Raw genomic sequence first — 17,403 nt, 5'->3', positions numbered from 1 at the left:
ATGTCCACTTCCAAGTTGGCTCTATACACGCAGAAGATGAATGAGATCTGTGCTGCCGTTGCTGCACGCGACCTCCAGGCAGTGCTCGGCTACTTCGATGACGAGTGCGTTGTCGTCAACGGCGCGAGCGGGACCGTGGGTGACAAGTCGGCCCTCCTTCCCGGGTTCGAGGAGATGTTCGCGACCTTCCCCGACTGGACCCCGCGTGTGGCTACGTCTTTCCTGGAAGGCGATACCGTGGGTGTTCTATTCGAGGTGACGGGGACCGCTGGTGGGTCCGGTCCGAAGGTCACGTGGATCGGCACCGGGTATTCCACGTTCGATCCCCAGACGCTGAAGATCGTCCGTGACGTCTACTTCATGGACGAGGCCGCCCTGGAGCAGAAGATCAGCGACTCCGGGCTGGTCGGCTGATCCCCTCCCGCTCGAGGCCCACCGCTCAAATCGCCGGATCCAGCTTCAGCGCCGATCGATTACAGCATGCTTCTGCTCTGTCATCCGGCCGAATGCCTGAGTAGTCCAATATGTTCCGGGCGCATATATGGTCAGGATGGGAAACTGCGTGGGCCTCGCGCGTGGCCGCGGCGCCCGCGGCTCACCGCGCACCAAGACCGGGGCTCCCTTATTTTGACGACCCCTTTCTCAATAACTACCGAGGCATAACAAGCATGAGGCAAACAATCGTCGACAGCGAGATGCTGAATCTTGCACGCAGGTGGGCACCTTACGGAGGTGTCCCCGCCAGCGAAATTTGGATTACCTTCGGGATGGGCCCCGAGCGGTTCTTTGCACATCTCATCCGGATATTGGGCACGCTCACTGCTCGCGAGCTCTCACCAGATCAGCGCCAATCACTGCAGTACCTGGCCAAGCGTCACGTCCGAGGACCGTACCCGCCCGCAGGGGCGGCATCAATTGGCGAGAAGACAAGACGATAACCGACCGAAACACGCTTTGATGTTTGTCCATGGGCGACGGAGGCGTTCAAGGCGCGGGTGAGAGGACACATCCGCCATCGCGTGAGAACGATGTCATGCAGTGCCCGGTTGAGGTGGCGGTCGCCGCCTCGGCCGGGCACTGTCTTTGCTTGCGACCGCCCGGGCGTGAAGTACATCCATCTCCAACGCCGTCCACGTCCGTGATAGGACGTGCGAGATCTTTGTGGACGCTACTTTCCTACGGCCTCGCTCGCCCGCAGATCCTTGCGGAGGATCTTGCCCGCGGCGGACTTCGGGACGAGGTCGATGAACTCGACCTTGCGGACCTTCTTGTGCGGGGAGACCCGCTCGGCGACGAACGCGATGATCGCGGCTTCGTCCAATTCGGCGCCCTGCTGCTTGACGACGAACGCCTTCGGGACCTCCTCGCCCTCGTCGTCGAGGACACCGATGACGGCGGCGTCGGCGACCTGCGGATGGGTCAGCAGCAGTGCCTCGAGTTCGGCGGGCGGCACCTGGTAGCCCTTGTACTTGATCAGTTCCTTCATCCGGTCCACGATCGTCACCACCCCCTCGGCGTCGACGGTGGCGATGTCCCCGGTGTGCAGGTATCCGTCCGCGTCCAGGGTTTCCGCGGTCGCCTGCGCGTTGCCGAGGTAGCCGGCCATGATGTTCGGGCCCTTGCACCACAACTCCCCCGGTGCACTGACCCCCTCGGTGGGGTAGTCGATCTCCGCACCGGTGGCGGGGTCGACGAGTTTGCATTCCATGTTCGCCACCGACGGGCCGACCGAGTCCAGGGCGATGTCGTCGCGGTCGAACGGGATCGCGTGCGAGACCGGGCTCATCTCGGACATGCCGTAACCCTGCCGCACCCGGCAGCCGAGCCGGTTCGCGACGGCCTTGCCCAGTTCCTGATCGAGGGGGGCGGCGCCGGAGAAGATCGAATGCACCGACGACAGGTCGTACTCGTCGACCAGCGGATGCTTGGCCAACGCGACCGCGACCGGCGGGGCGATGAACACGTACGTGCACTTCTGCGCGGAGACGATGGACAAGAACTCGACCAGGTCGAATTTCGGCATGGTCACCAGCGCGGCCCGGTTGTAGAGGGCGGCGTTGAGCAGCACCGTCATCCCGTAGATGTGGAAGAACGGCAGCACCGCGAGGAGTTTGTCGTCGGCGCCGATGCCCATCCGCGGGTTGATCTGGCAGACGTTGGCGACCAGGTTGCGGTGGGTGAGCATCACCCCCTTCGGGCGGCCGGTGGTGCCGGACGAGTACGGCAGCACCGCCAACTGGGTCGCCGGGTCGAACGACACCTCCGGGGCGGGGGCACCGGCGGTCAGCAGATCGGCCAGCGACGGGTGCCCGTCGGCGCCGTCGAGGACGATCACGTTCTCCGCCGGGATCCCGACCCTCGCGGCGGCGTCCCGGGCCTGTGGGAGCAGCGGGGAGACGGTGAACAGGAACTTCGCGTGCGAGTCGGTGAGCTGCTTGGCGATGTCCTCGGCGGTGTAGAGGGCGTTGACGGTGGTGGCGACACCACCGGCGCGCAGGATCCCGTGGAACACCGACGCGAACGCGGGCACGTTCGGCGAATGCAGGCCGACGACCTCGCCGACCGCGAGCCCGCGTGCGGCCAGCGCCCCGGCCACCGCATCGATCTGGGTGGTGAGGGTCCGGTAGGTGGTGACCGCGCCGGAGGCACCGTCGATCAGCGCGGGCCGGTCCAGGTCCGCCGGGTCGACCCGGCCGAAGAGGAACTCGTAGACACTGAGGTTCGGAATCTCGACGTCCGGAAACGGGCTCTTGAAACTCACTGGGACATCCTTCGTTGACGTGGCAGCGCGCTCGAACACGCGAAATGCGATGGGCATTGTCGTGTGATCGAGCAACCATAGGCCGTGACGAGCGTCGCGGGCATCGTGGTGCGACGCAGAAGATACCTGTGGTCGAACCACAACGGGGCACCGCCGAATGTTCACGGGTGTGGTGCCGAGCTGTACTGTGTCACAGCGGAAACATCGGAGGTCGGTGGATGACGACGGAGAACGGCGCTATGTGGTCTTACGACGACGGCGCGGTCGGTCTCGCGACATGGGTGCAGGACCGCATTCCCACTATCGCGCGCGCCGCCACGGACGCGATCTGGGCGGAACTGCCCTCGTACCGCGCCACCGGCTTGTACGACGACGTGGTCACGCACGTCACCAGCATCTTCGGGGTGTTCACGACGAGCATCATCGAACGACGGGTTCCGTGCGTGGGCGATTTCGCGTTCACCTCGACGCATGCCTCGGAACGTGTCGCGAACGGTATCTCCCTGATCGACTTCCTGCAGGCTTTCCGCATCGGGCAGATGGTTCTCTGGTCGTATGTTCTCGAGTCCGTCCGGTCGACCGAGGGGCAGGAGGAAGCGGCACTCAATCTCGTCGAGCATCTCATGCGCACGATCGAGTTGGGCAGTTCCGCCGCAGCGACGACCTACTTTCAGGCGCAGCAGTATCTCGTGGCAGATCAGGAGCGCATCGCGCGCGACTGCCTCGAGGATTTGCTCGCGGGGAACCTGCCCCGGATATCGGTCCGCCTGGAGGCGATGCGCAGGGCCGGTCTCGAGCCCGGGGCCGATTTCGTCGTCATCGTGTGCCGGGCAACCTCGGAGGCTGCCGGAGCAGACCTGATTCTCGACGCGCGCAAAGCGCTCGCTCGGCATCTCCCGGGCATGTTGGTCCCGTGGCGGCAGGATCTCGTCGGGCTGGTCCCGTCCGGACGGTTCACCCTCGCCACGCTGTCGCAGAAGGTCGCGCGCGCGGTCAGAGACCTCGGGAAGGGCAAGATCGCTGCTTCGGTCGGGATCAGCTCGACACACGACGAGTTCGCCCAGACCGCGGCGGGGTTGCTCGAGGCGCAGGTTGCCTGTGACCACCTGGGGGGCCGAAGGGCGGTCCAGGTTTTCGATGATCTCTCGCCCCTGGACTACCTGGTGCGCCGTCCGGATCCGACCGCGCGCCGGCTCATCGATCCTCGGCTGCGCGCGTTCATTGCGGAAGACCTCTCGTCGGGCTCGATCTATATCGAGACGTTGTCGGCATACGTAGCCGCCGACATGAACGCGACGGAGGCCGCCGCGGCGCTACGGATCCACGTGAACACCATGTACTACCGGTTGGGTCGGATTGCCGAGCGCACCGGCAAGGATCTTCGGCACGTCGAGGACGTCGTCAATCTCCTTCTCGCGGTGAGGATTGCCTCGATAGCGCCGACACGCTGAGTTGGCCGACCGGCGTCGTGTGGTGCAACGTGCACCCAGCCCGGCCTGCACCCTGGTGAATGTGATGTAGCTCCCGACGTCGATGCAGCGCAAAGGTAGAGACCTCAGCCGCACCTGTGCTCGGGGCGTCTATGACGTCGATGAAGACCTCATGCAGGTCGCCGGCGGATGGATGGGCGACCGTGCCCTTGCGCCCCGGGCGATGGTGCTCTTCGGCGCCGCAGCGATCATGACGGGGCACGTGACCCTGTCGCTGATCCCGGGGATTCCTGGACTCGTGGCAGGGCTCGCCTTCATCACGGTCGGCACCGGCGCGCTCGAGGCGAATATCACGGCGATAATCGGTGCAACTCCGCCCGAGGACAGGTCGATACGCGATGCCGGGTTCTCGTACTTTGATGGCCGTGAACACCGGGTGCGTTCTGGGGCCGATTGTGACCGGCTGGGTGCGCAGTGTGTGGGGATTCCACATCGCCTTTCTCGTAGCCGCGGTCGGAATGGCAGTGGGGCTTTCGCAGTACATTATCGGCTACAAGAATCTTCCCGCAGAGTCGCGAACGGTGAATGAGTGTGCATTGCCGTTGCTGCCAGCGCAATGTTCGTCACGATTCTGCCTTCGCCCGCGGTGCATCCGAGGAGAAGCGGCGGGTCGCGGGGTATCTGCCGTTATGGATCGTCGGTGTTCTGTACTACGGAATCCTGTTGCAGACTTTCACGACGATGACGATATTTGTCACGGATCGCGTGGATCTGGAAATGTTCGGTTGGCAGCTCCCGGCCACGTGGCTGATAGCCAGTGATGCCACTGGTTGGTGTGGTTTCTACACCACTCATTACGCGAATGTGGGCACGCCAGGGTGCGCGCGAGCCGAGTGTGACCCGAAAATTCGCAATCGGATTGGTCATGGCGTCGAGCGCGTACGCACTCCTGATCTTCAGCGAGCTGACCCCGGGTAAGGGTATTCCTCCCGTACTCGTGTTCGTGTGCATGGCCATCGCAGGCCCCTCGGAGGTCATTGTCAATCCGGTGACGTTGTCGCTGGTTACCCGAATAGCACCACGACAGTACGCAACTCAGCTGACGGTGCTTGGCGTTCTCTACACGGTTATGCCGTTGACACCCTATCTGCTCATCATCGGGACCAGCTGTCTGGCGACAGCCGCGGCAATTCGGTTGATGTCTTGCCGGATCGAGTCGTTGATCGCCTGACGCTGCCGATTGGGTCCCGGGAGCCCGGGGTAGTCGCAAAGTGTGCATCACGTGCACCCACGCGTCCACCAGTCGACGACACGGCCGACGAGATGCGTAATCACGAACAACCGGCAAAGTGGGTTCGATCATGAAAATCAAGAAAATTGAGCTGGCCGCCGCTATCGGCGCGGGATACCTCCTGGGTCGCACCCGCCAGTTGAAAACGGCAGTGAAGATCGCGAGGGTGGGCGGACCCCAGGACCTGCTCTCCCAGGGCAGCAAGTTCCTCACCGCGACTCCGGAGACCGCTCAACTGAGCGAGCCCGCCCGGGAAGAGCTACTCGACACCACGGCGGCCGCCAACGAGCACGTCGAGTCGGTGCGAGCCCGTATTCGCTCGCGCGGGGAGACCGTCCGGGCCGGCGGTGCGCATCTCGCTACCGAAATGAGGAACAAGACCCGTCGCCACCGGCATCCCCCGAAGGATGCCGCCGAAGAGAAGGAAGCGAACAGCAACGGAACCGTCCGGACCGACTCCTGAGCGCGCAGTATCGCCTGGGCGATCCGCAGGCCTGATTCTCAGCCGTAGGTGGCGAAGAAGCGGTGCAGGCACTGGTCCCCATAGGAGCACAGGGTGGTACCCGAATGGGCGGGGGTTCCGATCGGAACGGCCCTCGGTCTCGGCGCGGGCCCGGTGTGTACAGGACTGTTCGCCTGGTGGTTGTCGTACCCGGTGCACTTCTTCGTGGGCAGCTACGAACCGCTCGGCGCCGGGGACAGTACCGGGCACATGGAATCGGTGGACCCGATCCCGTTCCTCGCCGGCGGCCTGGCCCTCAGCGCGGTTCTCGGGGCGGCCGCGGGCCTCGTCGCCGCGCGGCGCGGGTACCGGTTGGTGCGGTGAAGCGTCGTTGATCCGCACGACCACCACCGGAGAACCCCGAGGGCCCTATTTCGTGGAGGCCAGCGACCGGAGGAAGAAGGTCAGGTTGGCGGGACGTTCGGCGAGTCGGCGCATGAAGTAGCCGTACCACTGCTGGCCGTACGGCAGGTACACCCGCAGGTGCTTGTCGTCGCCGATCAGTCGAAGTTGCTCGGCGTCGCGGATGCCGTAGAGCATCTGGATTTCGAACTCGTCGTCGGTGCGGCCCGTGGCCTTCGCCTGTTGCAGGGCGGCCTCGATCATGGCCGGGTCGTGCGAGGCAACCATCGGGTAGCCCTGGCCGTTCATCAGAATGCGCAGGCAGCGCAGGTAGGCGTCGTCGACCGCCTCCTTACCCTGGTACGCGACCGAGGCGGGTTCCTTGTAGGCGCCCTTGCACAACCGGATGCGCGATCCGGGGCCGGACAGGTCCCGGCAGTCGTCCTCGGTGCGCTCGAGGTACGCCTGCAGCACGGTGCCGAGGGACGGGAAATCCTCGCGGAGTTCGCGGACGATCGACAACGTCGAGTCGGTGGTGGTGTGGTCCTCGGCGTCCACGGTCACCCACGCGCCGGCCTCCTCGGCGGTGGTGCAGATCTTGTGCGCGTTCTCGAGGGCCACCTTGTGTCCGTCCCGGGGCAGGAACTGGCCCAGAGCCGACAGCTTCAACGAGACCTCGACATTGCGAACGGAGGCGGGTGACGACGATGCAGTGTTCTGACTGAGGGCCGCCAGATCGGACAGCAGGGTCAGGTAGTGCGACACTGTGGCGTCGGCCTGTGCCGAATCGGTGGTGTCCTCGCCGAGGTGGTCGATGCTGATGTAGCGGCCGGAGCCCAGGATCGACCTGGTCGCGGCGATCGCCTGGTCCTCGGTCGCGCCGGCGACGAACCGGTCGACGAGGCTTCGGGTCACCGGGATCTTGGTGACGGTGCGCTCCATCTTCGGGGAACGCGCGGCGGCCAGCAGGGCGGGGCGAAGCAGGGCGGAGAATGCCATCAGATCTCCTCGGAGGTGTCGGCCGCCTGGTGCGGGTAGCGGTGGTCGGTGGCGGGGACAAACGTTTCCTTGATGGTGCGGGCGGACGCCCAGCGCAGCAGGTTCTGCGGGGATCCGGCCTTGTCGTTGGTACCCGACGCGCGAGCACCGCCGAACGGCTGCTGTCCGACGACGGCGCCGGTCGGCTTGTCGTTGATGTAGAAGTTGCCGGCCGCGAACCGCAGGTCGTCGGTGGCCTGGGCGATCGCGGTGCGGTCGTCGGCGATGATCGACCCGGTCAGCGCGTACGCGGACCCCTTGTCGACGAGGTCGAGGACCTTCTCGAACGATCCGGCGGCGGAGTCGTCGTAGACGTGCACGGACAGGATCGGTCCGAAGTACTCGGTGCGGAAGGCCTCGTCGGTGGGGTCGTCGCCGAGGAGCACAGTGGGGTCGACGAAGTAGCCGACGCTGTCGTCGACGTGGCCGCCGGCGGCGATGGTCAGGCTCGGGGTGGCCTTGGCGCGGGCGATGGCGTCGGCGTTGCGGTCGAAGGCCCGCTTGTCGATGACGGCGCCGCCGAAGTTCGAGAAGTCGGTGACGTCACCATATTTCAGCGTCGATGCCTTCTCGATGAAGTCGTCACCCATCCGCGCCCACACCGACTTCGGGACGAACGCACGGGAGGCCGCGGAGCACTTCTGGCCCTGGTAGTCGAACGCGCCACGCAGCAGCGCGGTGGTCAGGGTGTCGGGGTTCGCGGAGGAGTGGGCGAGGACGAAGTCCTTGCCGCCGGTCTCGCCGACCAGTCGCGGGTAGGAGTGGTAGTTCGAGATGTTGTTCCCGACCTGCTGCCACAGGTGCTGGAACGTGGCGGTGGAACCGGTGAAGTGGATTCCGGCGAGGCGAGGGTCGGCAAGAACGACGTCGGAGACCGCGGCGCCGGAGCCGTTGACGAGGTTGATCACACCGGACGGCAGGCCGGCGGCCTCGAGCAGCTTCATCGTCCAGTACGCGGCGACGGCCTGGGTCTGCGACGGCTTCCACACCACCGTGTTGCCCATCAGCGCGGGCGCGGTGGGCAGGTTACCGGCGATGGCGGTGAAGTTGAACGGGGTGATCGCGTAGACGAAACCCTCGAGTGAGCGGTACTCGAGCTTGTTCCACACGCCGGGGGAGGAGATCGGCTGGTCGGCGAGGATCTGGCGGGCGAAGTGGACGTTGAACCGCCAGAAGTCGATGAGCTCGCACGGGGTGTCGATCTCGGCCTGGTACGCAGTCTTCGACTGTCCGAGCATCGTTGCGGCAGCGAGGGTTTCGCGCCACGGCCCGGACAGCAGGTCGGCTGCGCGCAGGAACACCGCGGCCCGGTCCTCGAACGACAGTGCCCGCCAGGCCGGGGCGGCGGCGGTGGCCGCGGCGACCGCGTCCTGGATGTCCTGTGTGCCCGCGTTGTTGAAAGTGCCCAGTACCGCCGAATGCCGATGCGGCTGGACGACGTCGACGACCGGTCCGGCACCGCGGCGATGCGCCCCGCCGATCACGTGGTGGATCTCCGTCGGATTCGACCCCAGTTCGGACAGCTTCGCCTGCAGCCGCGCCCGCTCCGGGCTCCCCGGCGTGAAGAACCCCACCGGCTCGTTGACGGGCTGCGGGGTGGTGGTGATGGCGTCCATGAAAACCTCCTACGGGATGTGGCGGCGAATACGGCCGCCGCAACGAACTAGCCGTAGTCAACACCGGCACGGCGGCAAAAGAATGAGCCAGTAGAACAAATCTCTATAATCGAAGTTGTACTATCAGCCAACCACTCCTGTGATCCCGAAGTGAGATCGTCCTGTGAAAACTGATGGCGGAACCCGTACGGGTTCAACCGAATCGTCCGGACGTGCCGCCGGAAGCATTACGCTGCGTGAGCTTCTCAGCGCTCTCGACACCTCCGTCGTCGAGCTGATCGATGCGCCGGCAGGCACCGAGATCGCCCTGGCGTCGGTCGCACTGGTCGACAGCTCGGACCTGGCCACCGAGACCGATTCGCAATCTCCACTGCCGGACCTGTACCTGCACGTCGGAATCGGCAGGGCGGAGGCCGTGCGCTGGTTCGACGATGTTGCCCTCCGCCCGTCCGACCACCGGGCCCGGGCGGTGATGTCCAAGAATGCGGCGACGTCGACGGCGCTGCAGGCGGCGGCGCGCCGCGCCGGGGTCGCGTTGGTGGCCGTGCACCCGAAGGCCCGCTGGGACCACGTGTTCCCGCTGGTGCAACGCATGCTGGACCGCTCTCGCCGCAGCACGGGACTGGGGGATCCGGATCTGCTCGCCACCGACACCGACCTGTTCGGGCTGGCGCAGATCGTCGCCCAAAACGCCGGCGGCATGGTGTCGATCGAGGACGCGCAATCGCACGTGCTGGCCTACTCCGCCTCCGACGAGGCCGCCGACGAGTTGCGGACGCTGTCCATCCTCGGCCGCGAAGGACCCCGCGACTACCTGCGGGCATTGCAGCGGTGGGGAGTGTTCGACCGCCTCCGCAACAGCGACGAGGTGATCGACGTTCCCGCCCATCGCAAACTCGGCACCGAGCGGCGGCTGGTGGTCAGCATTCGGCAGCCCTCCGAGGACGCCACGACGTCGGCGCGCACGCTCGGGTCCATCTGGCTGCAACAGGGGGTGGCACCGTTCGCCGACGATGCCGAAGACGTGCTGCGGGGCGCGTCCGCGATCGCCGCGCGGATCATTTCCCGCAGTCTCAACGCGCCGTCCACGGAGGGCCTGCTGATCCAGCGGCTGTTCGGGGCCCGCGGGGGTGGTGTGGACGTCCCGTCCGTGGTCAGTGCCCTCAACCTGCCGGCGACCGGGCCTGCGGCGGTCGTGGGCTTCGCTGTCAGTGCCACCGAGACGGTCGGCGGCGGGCTCACGGGACTGGGCAGCATGTTGCGCCTGCAGGCCAGTTCCTTTCGCCGCGACTCCGTCGCGACGATCATCGGTGAGCGCGCCTACGTGCTGCTCCCGCGCTTCACGAGCGCGAAATCGGTGACCACCTGGACCCGGCAACTCGTCGAGCAGTTCGAGGCCAAGCGGTCGATCGCCTTGCGTGCCGCGATCGCGATCCCGGTGCCCGATCTCGGGCAGGTCGCGGGAGCGCGGGTGGAGGTCGACCGCGTTCTCGACGGCACCGCGGCGACGTTCCCCGAGGGCCGGGTGACCACGCTCGCCGAATCGCGGACCGCAGTGCTGTTCGGGGAGATTCTCGACCTCCTCGCCGAGCACCGGGAACTGCACGACCCGCGGCTCGACGCCCTCGTCGACTACGACGACAAGCACGCGTCGAATCTGCAGGACAGCGCCGAAGCCTATCTTGCGGCACACGGCGACGTCCGTGCCGCCGCCGCTGTCCTGCAAGTACATCCGAACACGTTGCGCTACCGGATTCGCCGCGTCGAGGAGATCGTCGGTATCGACCTGCACGACGCCTCCGACCGAATGCTGTTCGAACTGCAGCTCGCCTTGCGGCGCCGCGGCGAAGCGGATTCCACACACTACTGAGAGTTGGCCGAGAGAACAAAAACCGGAAAACCTTTTCTCACATCGAGCCCAAATCTTTCGACGGACGCAGTCGGTTTACCGACTGGGGCACCTGATTCGCGAGCACGAGTACCCGTCACACTCTCGCCGATGTGAGGGTCGACTCGACGGCTGGGCGACGACTCAGGAACCACTTGTTGGCAAAGAACAACACCAGGACCACGGCCCAGGACAGCAGGCTCAGGACCAGTTGCGACCGGGCGCTGTCTTCCACATACATCTGCAACAGCACGCCCAGGATCGCCGCAGTGGTCAGCAGCGACAACACCGGGAACAGCCACATCTTCACGCGCAACTCGGAGTCCGGGGTGCGGAAACGAAGCACGATGTGCGAGACCGCGATCAAGAGGTAGACGAACAGGATGATCGCGCCGCTCGAGTTCAGCAGGAACGTGAACACGGTGTCCGGGGAGATCGCGGCGGCAATGACACAGAGGAATCCGACGACCGAGGACACCAGGATCGCGGCGGCCGGCACGCCGCGCCGGGTGACTCGGGTGAGGTGAGGAGGTGCCTCGCGGCGTGCTGCCAGGACGAACAACATTCTCGAGGAGGTGTACATCCCCGAGTTGAGACAGCTCAGCACCGCCGTCAACACGACGGCATTCATGATGTTGTCGGCGTACGGAATGCCCATCTCGGTCATCGCGGCGACGAAGGGGGAGGCCGCCAAGCCGTTGTCATTCCAGGGGAGGATCGTGACCAGCAGGAATACCGCGCCGACGAAGAAGACCGCGATGCGCAGGATCACCGAGTTCGCGGCTTTGGCGACTGCCTTCTCCGGATTCTCCGACTCGGCAGCCGCGATCGTCGCGACCTCGGCTCCGACCATCGAGAAGATCACCGTCACCACGCCGACGGTGATCGCGGCGGGACCGTGCGGCAGGAAACCGTCGTGGGACCACAAGTTGGAGAAGTCCATCGTCTTGTCCGGCCAGATGCCGAACACATAGAGCGAGCCGAGCCCGATGAACAGACAGATCGCGCACACCTTCACGCCCGCGAACCAGTACTCGAACTCGCCGAAGGACGAGACGGAGAACAGATTGGTTGCGGTCATCAAGACCATCAGCACCAAGGCGCACAACCACAGCGGGACGTCGATCCAGAACTGGATGATCTTGGCGCCCGCGATCGCCTCGAAGCCGACGACGATCACCCAGAAATACCAATACAGCCAGCCGACGGAGAAGCCGGCCCAGTTGCCGAGTGCGGTGCGCGCATAGTCCGCGAACGATCCGGTCGACGGGTTCGCCACGGCCATCTCGGCCAGCATTCGCATGACCATGATGATCAAGATGCCGCTCGCGGCATAGGTGATGAAGGCCGCGGGGCCGGTGTCGGAGATGACGACGCCGGATCCGACGAACAGGCCGGCACCGATCACACCGCCGATGGCAATCATCGTCAGCTGCCGCTGGCTGAGCGCCTTCTTCAGTTCCGGTGCGCCGCTCATGACCGAGCGGTCCGGGTCGAAGTAGCGTGTCGCGAGAGTTGGTCGCGTAATTCGGCGATGGACATGGGGTGTTCCCTTTCGTCGTCTCCGCAAGACCTAGTTTGCAGAGAGGCACGTGACGTGCCTCATACCAAGCTCTCTGCTACTAAATACGATCACTACGGCAGTGTGATCGGCGGATCGGACGAAAATAATCGCAGCTACTTGGCCGATCGAACGGATCGGCTGGATTCCGCGAGGGTTGGAAGCGTCACCGGTGAAGTCGACTCACTCCGTTCGACGGCGTGCGCTCGAGTGGTTGCACCATGATCTCGGGATTGCCGGGGAGCGCGTCCGGCACGTCGCCTGTGGCGGTTACGGTCGGTTTCGGACAGCCCGCCCCAAATTCCGTAGGGTTCGGCGGCGGTGAAGGCGTGGGTGCGGCATTCGGTGAGCACCGGGCAGTCCTGGCAGATTTGTTTGGCGGCGCGTTCACGCCGGGCGCGGGCATGTCCGCGTTCACCTTCGGGGGAGAAGAACATGTCGGTGTCGGTGCCGCGGCAGGATCCGCGGTCTTGCCAGTCCGATGCGGAGACCGGGGTGGGTGCGGTCGGTCGGGATGCAAACGTGTTCATCATCGTCTTTCCAGCGAGAGCAGAGAACGGGATGCGTACCGGCCGCGATCTCGGAGTTGTTGTGCGACATGACCCCTCGACATATCGCACTTCGCTGGGTGTCGTCGAGGCATGCAGGCACGATCAGCGACGGGCGGGGGCACTTCGAGGATTCCGCGGCCGGTACACAACGAGGCCACGGCGAGAGTTCGCCGGGGTCGGTGTGCTGATGCCTGGTCTCGACATCGTTGACAGAAGCGGCACCGGTTGTCGGTACCGAACACCGTCGCCGAGTCGAGTAGGGAAAGGCTGCGACGAGGTGCGATATCTATGGTATCGAGACACTGTTTGAAGACTCAATGGATTCGACGAGGAGTAAGCGGCATCACACGTCTGGGCGCGTCCCGCGAAATGTTCTGACGACGCGGCGGCGGACGTCGGACTGCCGCACGGAACGCCGTGGGGAAGCCGTTCACCTGCGTTCGACGATCTGCTGCGCAACGGCGTTGAGACGGATGTTCATCTGCTGCGACAGTTTGGCGAGCAGATCGAAAGCCTCGATCGCGTCGATGCCGAACCGTTCCATCAGCATGCCCTTGGCCTGGCCGATGATGTCGCGGGACGAGATCGCGGACCGCAGCTGTTCCTCGGTACGCGCCGCTGTCAGCGCCAGCGCGGCATGAGCTGCCAGGACCTCGACCGTCGCTTCGTCCTCCGGAGCGAATGCGTTCGGTTCGAATGCGAAAAGGTTCAGCGCTCCCATCTTCTCCCGGGAGGTATACAGCTGGAAAGAGATGGAACTGAGGATTCCCACCTCGACGGCGGCCGCGGCGAATTCCGGCCAACGGGTCTCGGCTCGAAGATCGTCGCTGCGCACGACGAGATTCTTGATCGCGGCCACCACACAGGGCCCCTGCCCGAGTTGCTCCTGCACGGCGTCGAGTTTTCCGAGGAGCGGTGAGGTGGGTGCCACCGTCTCGAACCTATTTCCTTTGGACACGAGGAGTATGCCCGCACAGGTGTCGGACGGCATCAACTCGACCACGGAACCGGTGATCGCGCGGAGCCGCTCCTCGACCGTGCGGGGGGCGGAGAGGCTGCGTGCGAGCGCTGCCATGGACTGACCGAGGTCCCCGGTAACCGATTCGTTCATCACAACTCCCTTTGTCGAGCGTGGTCCACACCGTCCGGACGGACCTCCGTTGATCAGGCCAGTTGGGTGCGCAGGGTCGCGAGGGTGCGGGCGAGGATCCGCGAGATCTGCATCTGGGAGACGCCGATTCGGGCGGCGATCTGGGTCTGGGTCAGGTTCTCGTAGAAGCGCAGCAGCAGAACGGTGCGGTCGAGTTCCGGCAACTCCGCGAGGAGCGGTCGCAACGACATCTGTATGTCGACCCGGTCGAGTGCGGGGTCGACGGTGCCGACAGTGTCCGAGACCAGCTTGGAATCGGTTTCACCACCGATGGGGAAATCGATCGACAGTGTCTGGTATGCGTCGGCGACCCGCAATCCCTCCGCCACTTCCTCGATGGTCAGTGACAGAGCGTCCGCGAGCTCGCGGGCCGTCGGTGCGCGTCCGAGAGAGGTGCTCAGTTCGGTGGTGGCGGCGGTAAGTGCGAGGTGGCGTTCCTGCAGACGCCGGGGAACGTGCAGCGTCCAGCCGGTATCGCGGAAGTGGCGACGGATCTCGCCGGTGATGGTGAGTACCGCGAAAGCAACGAACATCGTGCCCCGCCGAATGTCGAAACGGTCGACGGCTTTGACGAGCGCCAACCGGGCTACCTGCTCGAGGTCCTCACCGGCTTCGCCACGATTGCGGAACTTGAGTGCGATGTGCGCCGCCATCGGCAGGCACCGTTCGATGATGTTCGTACGCAGCCGGATACGGTCACGGTCGGTGTCGGGGAGTGCCGCCATCGAAGAGAACAGCTCGAGCACGTCCTCGTAATCGTCGCGGTGTCGGGACGCCGTCGGTCCGCCTGGACGCCACCGCGACGTCGAGTCGGTGTCGGTGGACGTGCGGTCGGGTGACGAGGCGGTGAGCGTACTCATTCGTTCGGTCCCTTCGGCGGGCATTGGGCACTATTCGGTGTGCACGGTGGTTCGGTCGTCGGTCTCGTCGGCGAACATCGAAGCGAGATGGGCCTTGATCTCCTCGGTGCTCATCGATCCACCCGTTCGGGCAGGGGTGGTGGGGACAACGGGGGACGTCGACATCGGTCGGTGGTTCCTTCGGTAAGAGACGGGCAAGATTCAGTGGTTTTCGGTGGTCGGGACGAACCCGGGGTCATTCGGGATCTTCGAGGCGCTGGGCGGTGTTCCGGCGTGGGAGAGTTCGGCCGCCCGGTGTGCCAGTTCGGGTGTGATGTCGATGTCGGGAGCCGCCGTTGCCGCGTCGGTGAGTCGTGCCAGAACGTCCGGTGTCGGCCGCTCGGCGGCAGGGATGTGCGCGATCTGTTCGGCGGTGAGATCGCTGTCGAGCTTTCTGGCGGCCTTCGCGTTGAGTTCTGCATTCTCCGCGTGATCGAGGTGCGCGGCAGGCGTGTTCGGCTCGGCGGTCTCGTCCTCGGGGCCGAATTCGACGAGGGTCATTCGCGCTTCGTGAGGCGAACCCGGCCGACCGTGGACGGTCTCGCCGAGGACGGCGCCGACGACGCCGTCGAGCACATCGAGACTGCGTTGATAGAGCCGTCGGGCCGGGCCTTCGGGTGTCAAGCGGGACAGGAGTTGGTCATCGATCAAAGCCAGGGGAATGCGGACGATCGTGTATTGAATACGCAACACTGCGAGGGGCAGCGTGGTGACGATGTGCATGGGACGCTCCGTGGTTCGAATGACGGTCAGGGCTGGTCGGTGTCGTTCCCAGGGCTTCGGCGGCGGACGAACCGGGAGCGGGCGAGCGTGCTCCGTGAGGTGCTCGTGGTGAGGAGAAGCCGCATGGTGAAAACCTTTCTCGACATCAAGAGTCGATACGTGGAAGCAGTAGTGCGTACCGGACGGCGGCTGTCGTCATCACGGCCACGGCCACGGCCGCACCGACGGCCGCTGTCGTCGTCGACGCCAGTACGGTCAGGACGATCACGAGTGCGGCAAGCGCGGCGACGTCGAGGACCGTTCGCACGCCGGGTATATCGACAAGGCACGACGGCACCGTGTGCGCCGGGTCGTTACCGAATGCAGGCACGAGAGACTGCGATGCCGGAGGGCGGGGAACGTGCGCGATTTCGGTTTCGAGGGACCGGATTTCAGTCTCGGGCCAGGACGGCCGTGCGCGGGCGTCCGACGGAGAGCGGGCGAGCACGGCGGGTATGCACGGAGATCATCGATGACTCCTTCGGTTGGGCGCCCGATTCGCGATCGGATCGCCGTAGACGTCGTTTCGAACGAGCGGACGTGTGGCGAGTGCGACCCTCTGCTGGAGCGAACCCATACACCGTAAGTATACGGAGCAGTGCCTACAGTGCAAGCGTTAGGTGTAACTTTGGTTCCGACCGGTAGCGGCAGGTACTTCGAGATGGGGGCGACCACTATGGGGCGCGCTGACACAGCCGGGTCGGATACCGAGACGGGTGCAACGGTGCGCACCCGCCTGACCACGGAACGAGTTCTGACCACCGCTCTGCGCATCGTCGACGCCGAGGGAGTCGAGGCGCTGTCGATGCGCAGGCTGGCACAGGCACTCGACCGCGAGGCGATGACGCTGTACCGCTATGCCCGCAACAAGGCGGCACTGCTCGACGGTGTCGTCGAACTCGTCCTGAGCGAGCTCGTCATCGATCCCGGCGCCCCCGACTGGGCCGCCGAACTGCGCGGGCTGGCGCACAACTACCGCAACCTCGCCCTCGCGCATCCGCACGTGGTCCCGTTGCTCGTGACCCGGCCGTTGTCCACTCCGTTGGCGCTGCGGCCTGCCGGGACGGTGCGCCCTCTGGAGGATTTCCTCGAACTCCTCGTCCGCACCGGATTCGCCCCACGTGATGCGCTTCGCGCCTATCGGCTCTTCTTCGGATTCCTGCAAGGGCACATCCTCGACGAGTTGCAGGAACTGGTCGAGGACCCGGAGGAGTCCGAAGACATCCTCCGGCTCGGGTTGCACCGGTTACCGCGCAAACGATTTCCCCAGTTGCGCGGTCTCGCTTCCGAATTGGCGCACTACGACGGTGAAGGGCTTCTCGACGACGGTCTCGACCTCGTGCTCGGTGGCCTTCAAACCCGATTCACGACGCAGCGGGCGACGAATCTTCCCTGACTGCCACGCCATCGTGAGGGGTGCGGTTCGACGAGCCGGCCGGCACCTAACTGGCCTTCGGCGTCGAGGTCTACGACGCCGAAACCGCCGGCGTTCGCCGCGCAAACACACCCGTGCTGTCTACGGATGTGGTCGGTCTCCCCTGAGCCGGGCGTGCAGTTCGTCATCGGCGAGCAGGGCGGCGCGAAGGAGCGAGGCGCCGGACGGCGATGCGCG

At 65.2% G+C, this 17,403-nt stretch carries 17 protein-coding genes and 2 pseudogenes; 8 read left to right on the top strand and 11 right to left on the bottom strand.

The genetic code is table 11. The features are described 5' to 3' along the window. The gene (locus H0B43_RS13025; protein WP_185727510.1) at positions 1-414 is read left to right on the top strand and encodes a nuclear transport factor 2 family protein; all 414 of its coding nucleotides are present in this window, start codon (positions 1-3) and stop codon (positions 412-414) included. Positions 415-1,168: 754 nt separating this feature from the next. Here the strand turns inward: H0B43_RS13025 and H0B43_RS13020 are convergent. Next, the gene (locus H0B43_RS13020) at positions 1,169-2,761 is read right to left on the bottom strand and encodes an AMP-binding protein (RefSeq protein WP_185727511.1); all 1,593 of its coding nucleotides are present in this window, start codon (positions 2,759-2,761) and stop codon (positions 1,169-1,171) included. 218 nt (positions 2,762-2,979) lie between these two features. Between H0B43_RS13020 and H0B43_RS13015 the strand changes: the two genes are divergently transcribed. Together H0B43_RS13015 and H0B43_RS43120 are read left to right on the top strand one after the other, a co-directional pair. Then, positions 2,980-4,212 (top strand): CdaR family transcriptional regulator, encoded by a 1,233-nt coding sequence (locus H0B43_RS13015; RefSeq protein ID WP_185727512.1) that lies wholly within the window; start codon positions 2,980-2,982, stop codon positions 4,210-4,212. Positions 4,213-4,589: 377 nt separating this feature from the next. Continuing rightward, positions 4,590-4,739 (top strand): annotated as a pseudogene (locus H0B43_RS43120) (hypothetical protein); the annotation flags it as partial. 139 nt (positions 4,740-4,878) lie between these two features. On the opposite strand, the gene H0B43_RS41465 reads toward H0B43_RS43120, so the two are convergent. Beyond that, positions 4,879-5,208, bottom strand: coding sequence for a hypothetical protein (locus H0B43_RS41465; RefSeq protein ID WP_252189805.1), 330 nt, complete (start codon positions 5,206-5,208; stop codon positions 4,879-4,881). On the opposite strand from H0B43_RS41465, the gene H0B43_RS43115 reads away from it, so the two are divergent. From H0B43_RS43115 to H0B43_RS13000, 3 genes are all read left to right on the top strand, one after another. Next, positions 5,117-5,422, top strand: coding sequence for a hypothetical protein (locus H0B43_RS43115; RefSeq protein WP_397517471.1), 306 nt, complete (start codon positions 5,117-5,119; stop codon positions 5,420-5,422). The two genes, H0B43_RS41465 and H0B43_RS43115, sit on opposite strands and share 92 nt — an antisense overlap. 130 nt (positions 5,423-5,552) lie before the next feature. Beyond that, the gene (locus tag H0B43_RS13005; RefSeq protein WP_185727514.1) at positions 5,553-5,945 is read left to right on the top strand and encodes a hypothetical protein; all 393 of its coding nucleotides are present in this window, start codon (positions 5,553-5,555) and stop codon (positions 5,943-5,945) included. Positions 5,946-6,038: 93 nt separating this feature from the next. Next, positions 6,039-6,308, top strand: coding sequence for a hypothetical protein (locus H0B43_RS13000; protein ID WP_252189806.1), 270 nt, complete (start codon positions 6,039-6,041; stop codon positions 6,306-6,308). 45 nt (positions 6,309-6,353) lie between these two features. On the opposite strand, the gene H0B43_RS12995 is transcribed toward H0B43_RS13000, so the two are convergent. Next, complete coding sequence (locus tag H0B43_RS12995; protein WP_185727515.1) at positions 6,354-7,325, bottom strand: proline dehydrogenase family protein; 972 nt, start codon at positions 7,323-7,325, stop codon at positions 6,354-6,356. Continuing rightward, the gene (gene pruA / locus H0B43_RS12990) at positions 7,325-8,980 is read right to left on the bottom strand and encodes an L-glutamate gamma-semialdehyde dehydrogenase (protein WP_185727516.1); all 1,656 of its coding nucleotides are present in this window, start codon (positions 8,978-8,980) and stop codon (positions 7,325-7,327) included. Before pruA ends, H0B43_RS12995 begins: the two co-directional genes overlap by 1 nt. Before the next feature lie 163 nt (positions 8,981-9,143). On the opposite strand from pruA, the gene H0B43_RS12985 reads away from it, so the two are divergent. Beyond that, positions 9,144-10,850, top strand: coding sequence for a CdaR family transcriptional regulator (locus tag H0B43_RS12985; protein WP_185727517.1), 1,707 nt, complete (start codon positions 9,144-9,146; stop codon positions 10,848-10,850). A 118-nt stretch (positions 10,851-10,968) separates the two neighbouring features. On the opposite strand, the pseudogene H0B43_RS12980 reads toward H0B43_RS12985, so the two are convergent. The 7 genes and pseudogenes from H0B43_RS12980 to H0B43_RS12955 all read right to left on the bottom strand — a co-directional run. After that, positions 10,969-12,345 (bottom strand): annotated as a pseudogene (locus H0B43_RS12980) (amino acid permease); the annotation flags it as partial. Between the two features lie 200 nt (positions 12,346-12,545). Further along, a complete protein-coding gene (locus H0B43_RS12975; protein WP_185729986.1) occupies positions 12,546-12,959 on the bottom strand; it encodes a WhiB family transcriptional regulator in 414 nt (137 codons plus the stop codon). Between the two features lie 451 nt (positions 12,960-13,410). Next, entirely contained in the window at positions 13,411-14,091 is a 681-nt protein-coding gene (locus tag H0B43_RS12970; protein ID WP_185727519.1) for a GAF and ANTAR domain-containing protein, read from the bottom strand. Positions 14,092-14,144: 53 nt separating this feature from the next. Beyond that, the gene (locus H0B43_RS12965) at positions 14,145-14,990 is read right to left on the bottom strand and encodes a SigB/SigF/SigG family RNA polymerase sigma factor (RefSeq protein WP_185727520.1); all 846 of its coding nucleotides are present in this window, start codon (positions 14,988-14,990) and stop codon (positions 14,145-14,147) included. A gap of 30 nt (positions 14,991-15,020) precedes the next feature. After that, positions 15,021-15,155, bottom strand: a complete 135-nt coding sequence (locus tag H0B43_RS42490; protein ID WP_282555439.1) for a hypothetical protein — start codon at positions 15,153-15,155, stop codon at positions 15,021-15,023. 36 nt (positions 15,156-15,191) lie between these two features. Further along, positions 15,192-15,752 carry a hypothetical protein gene (locus tag H0B43_RS12960; RefSeq protein WP_185727521.1) on the bottom strand — a complete coding sequence of 187 codons (561 nt, stop codon included), beginning with the start codon at positions 15,750-15,752 and terminating at the stop codon, positions 15,192-15,194. A 145-nt stretch (positions 15,753-15,897) separates the two neighbouring features. After that, complete coding sequence (locus H0B43_RS12955) at positions 15,898-16,059, bottom strand: hypothetical protein (RefSeq protein ID WP_185727522.1); 162 nt, start codon at positions 16,057-16,059, stop codon at positions 15,898-15,900. A gap of 408 nt (positions 16,060-16,467) precedes the next feature. Between H0B43_RS12955 and H0B43_RS12950 the strand changes: the two genes are divergently transcribed. Further along, positions 16,468-17,187: a TetR/AcrR family transcriptional regulator gene (locus H0B43_RS12950; RefSeq protein WP_185729987.1), complete on the top strand. Its 720-nt coding sequence runs from the start codon at positions 16,468-16,470 to the stop codon at positions 17,185-17,187. The last annotated feature ends 216 nt before the right edge of the window (positions 17,188-17,403 follow it).

This window comes from Rhodococcus sp. 4CII (assembly GCF_014256275.1).
Classification (GTDB): Bacteria; Actinomycetota; Actinomycetes; order Mycobacteriales; family Mycobacteriaceae; genus Rhodococcus_F; species Rhodococcus_F wratislaviensis_A.
The sequence above is the reverse complement of the archived record's forward strand: the minus strand, read 5'-3'. Positions and strand labels throughout refer to the sequence as shown.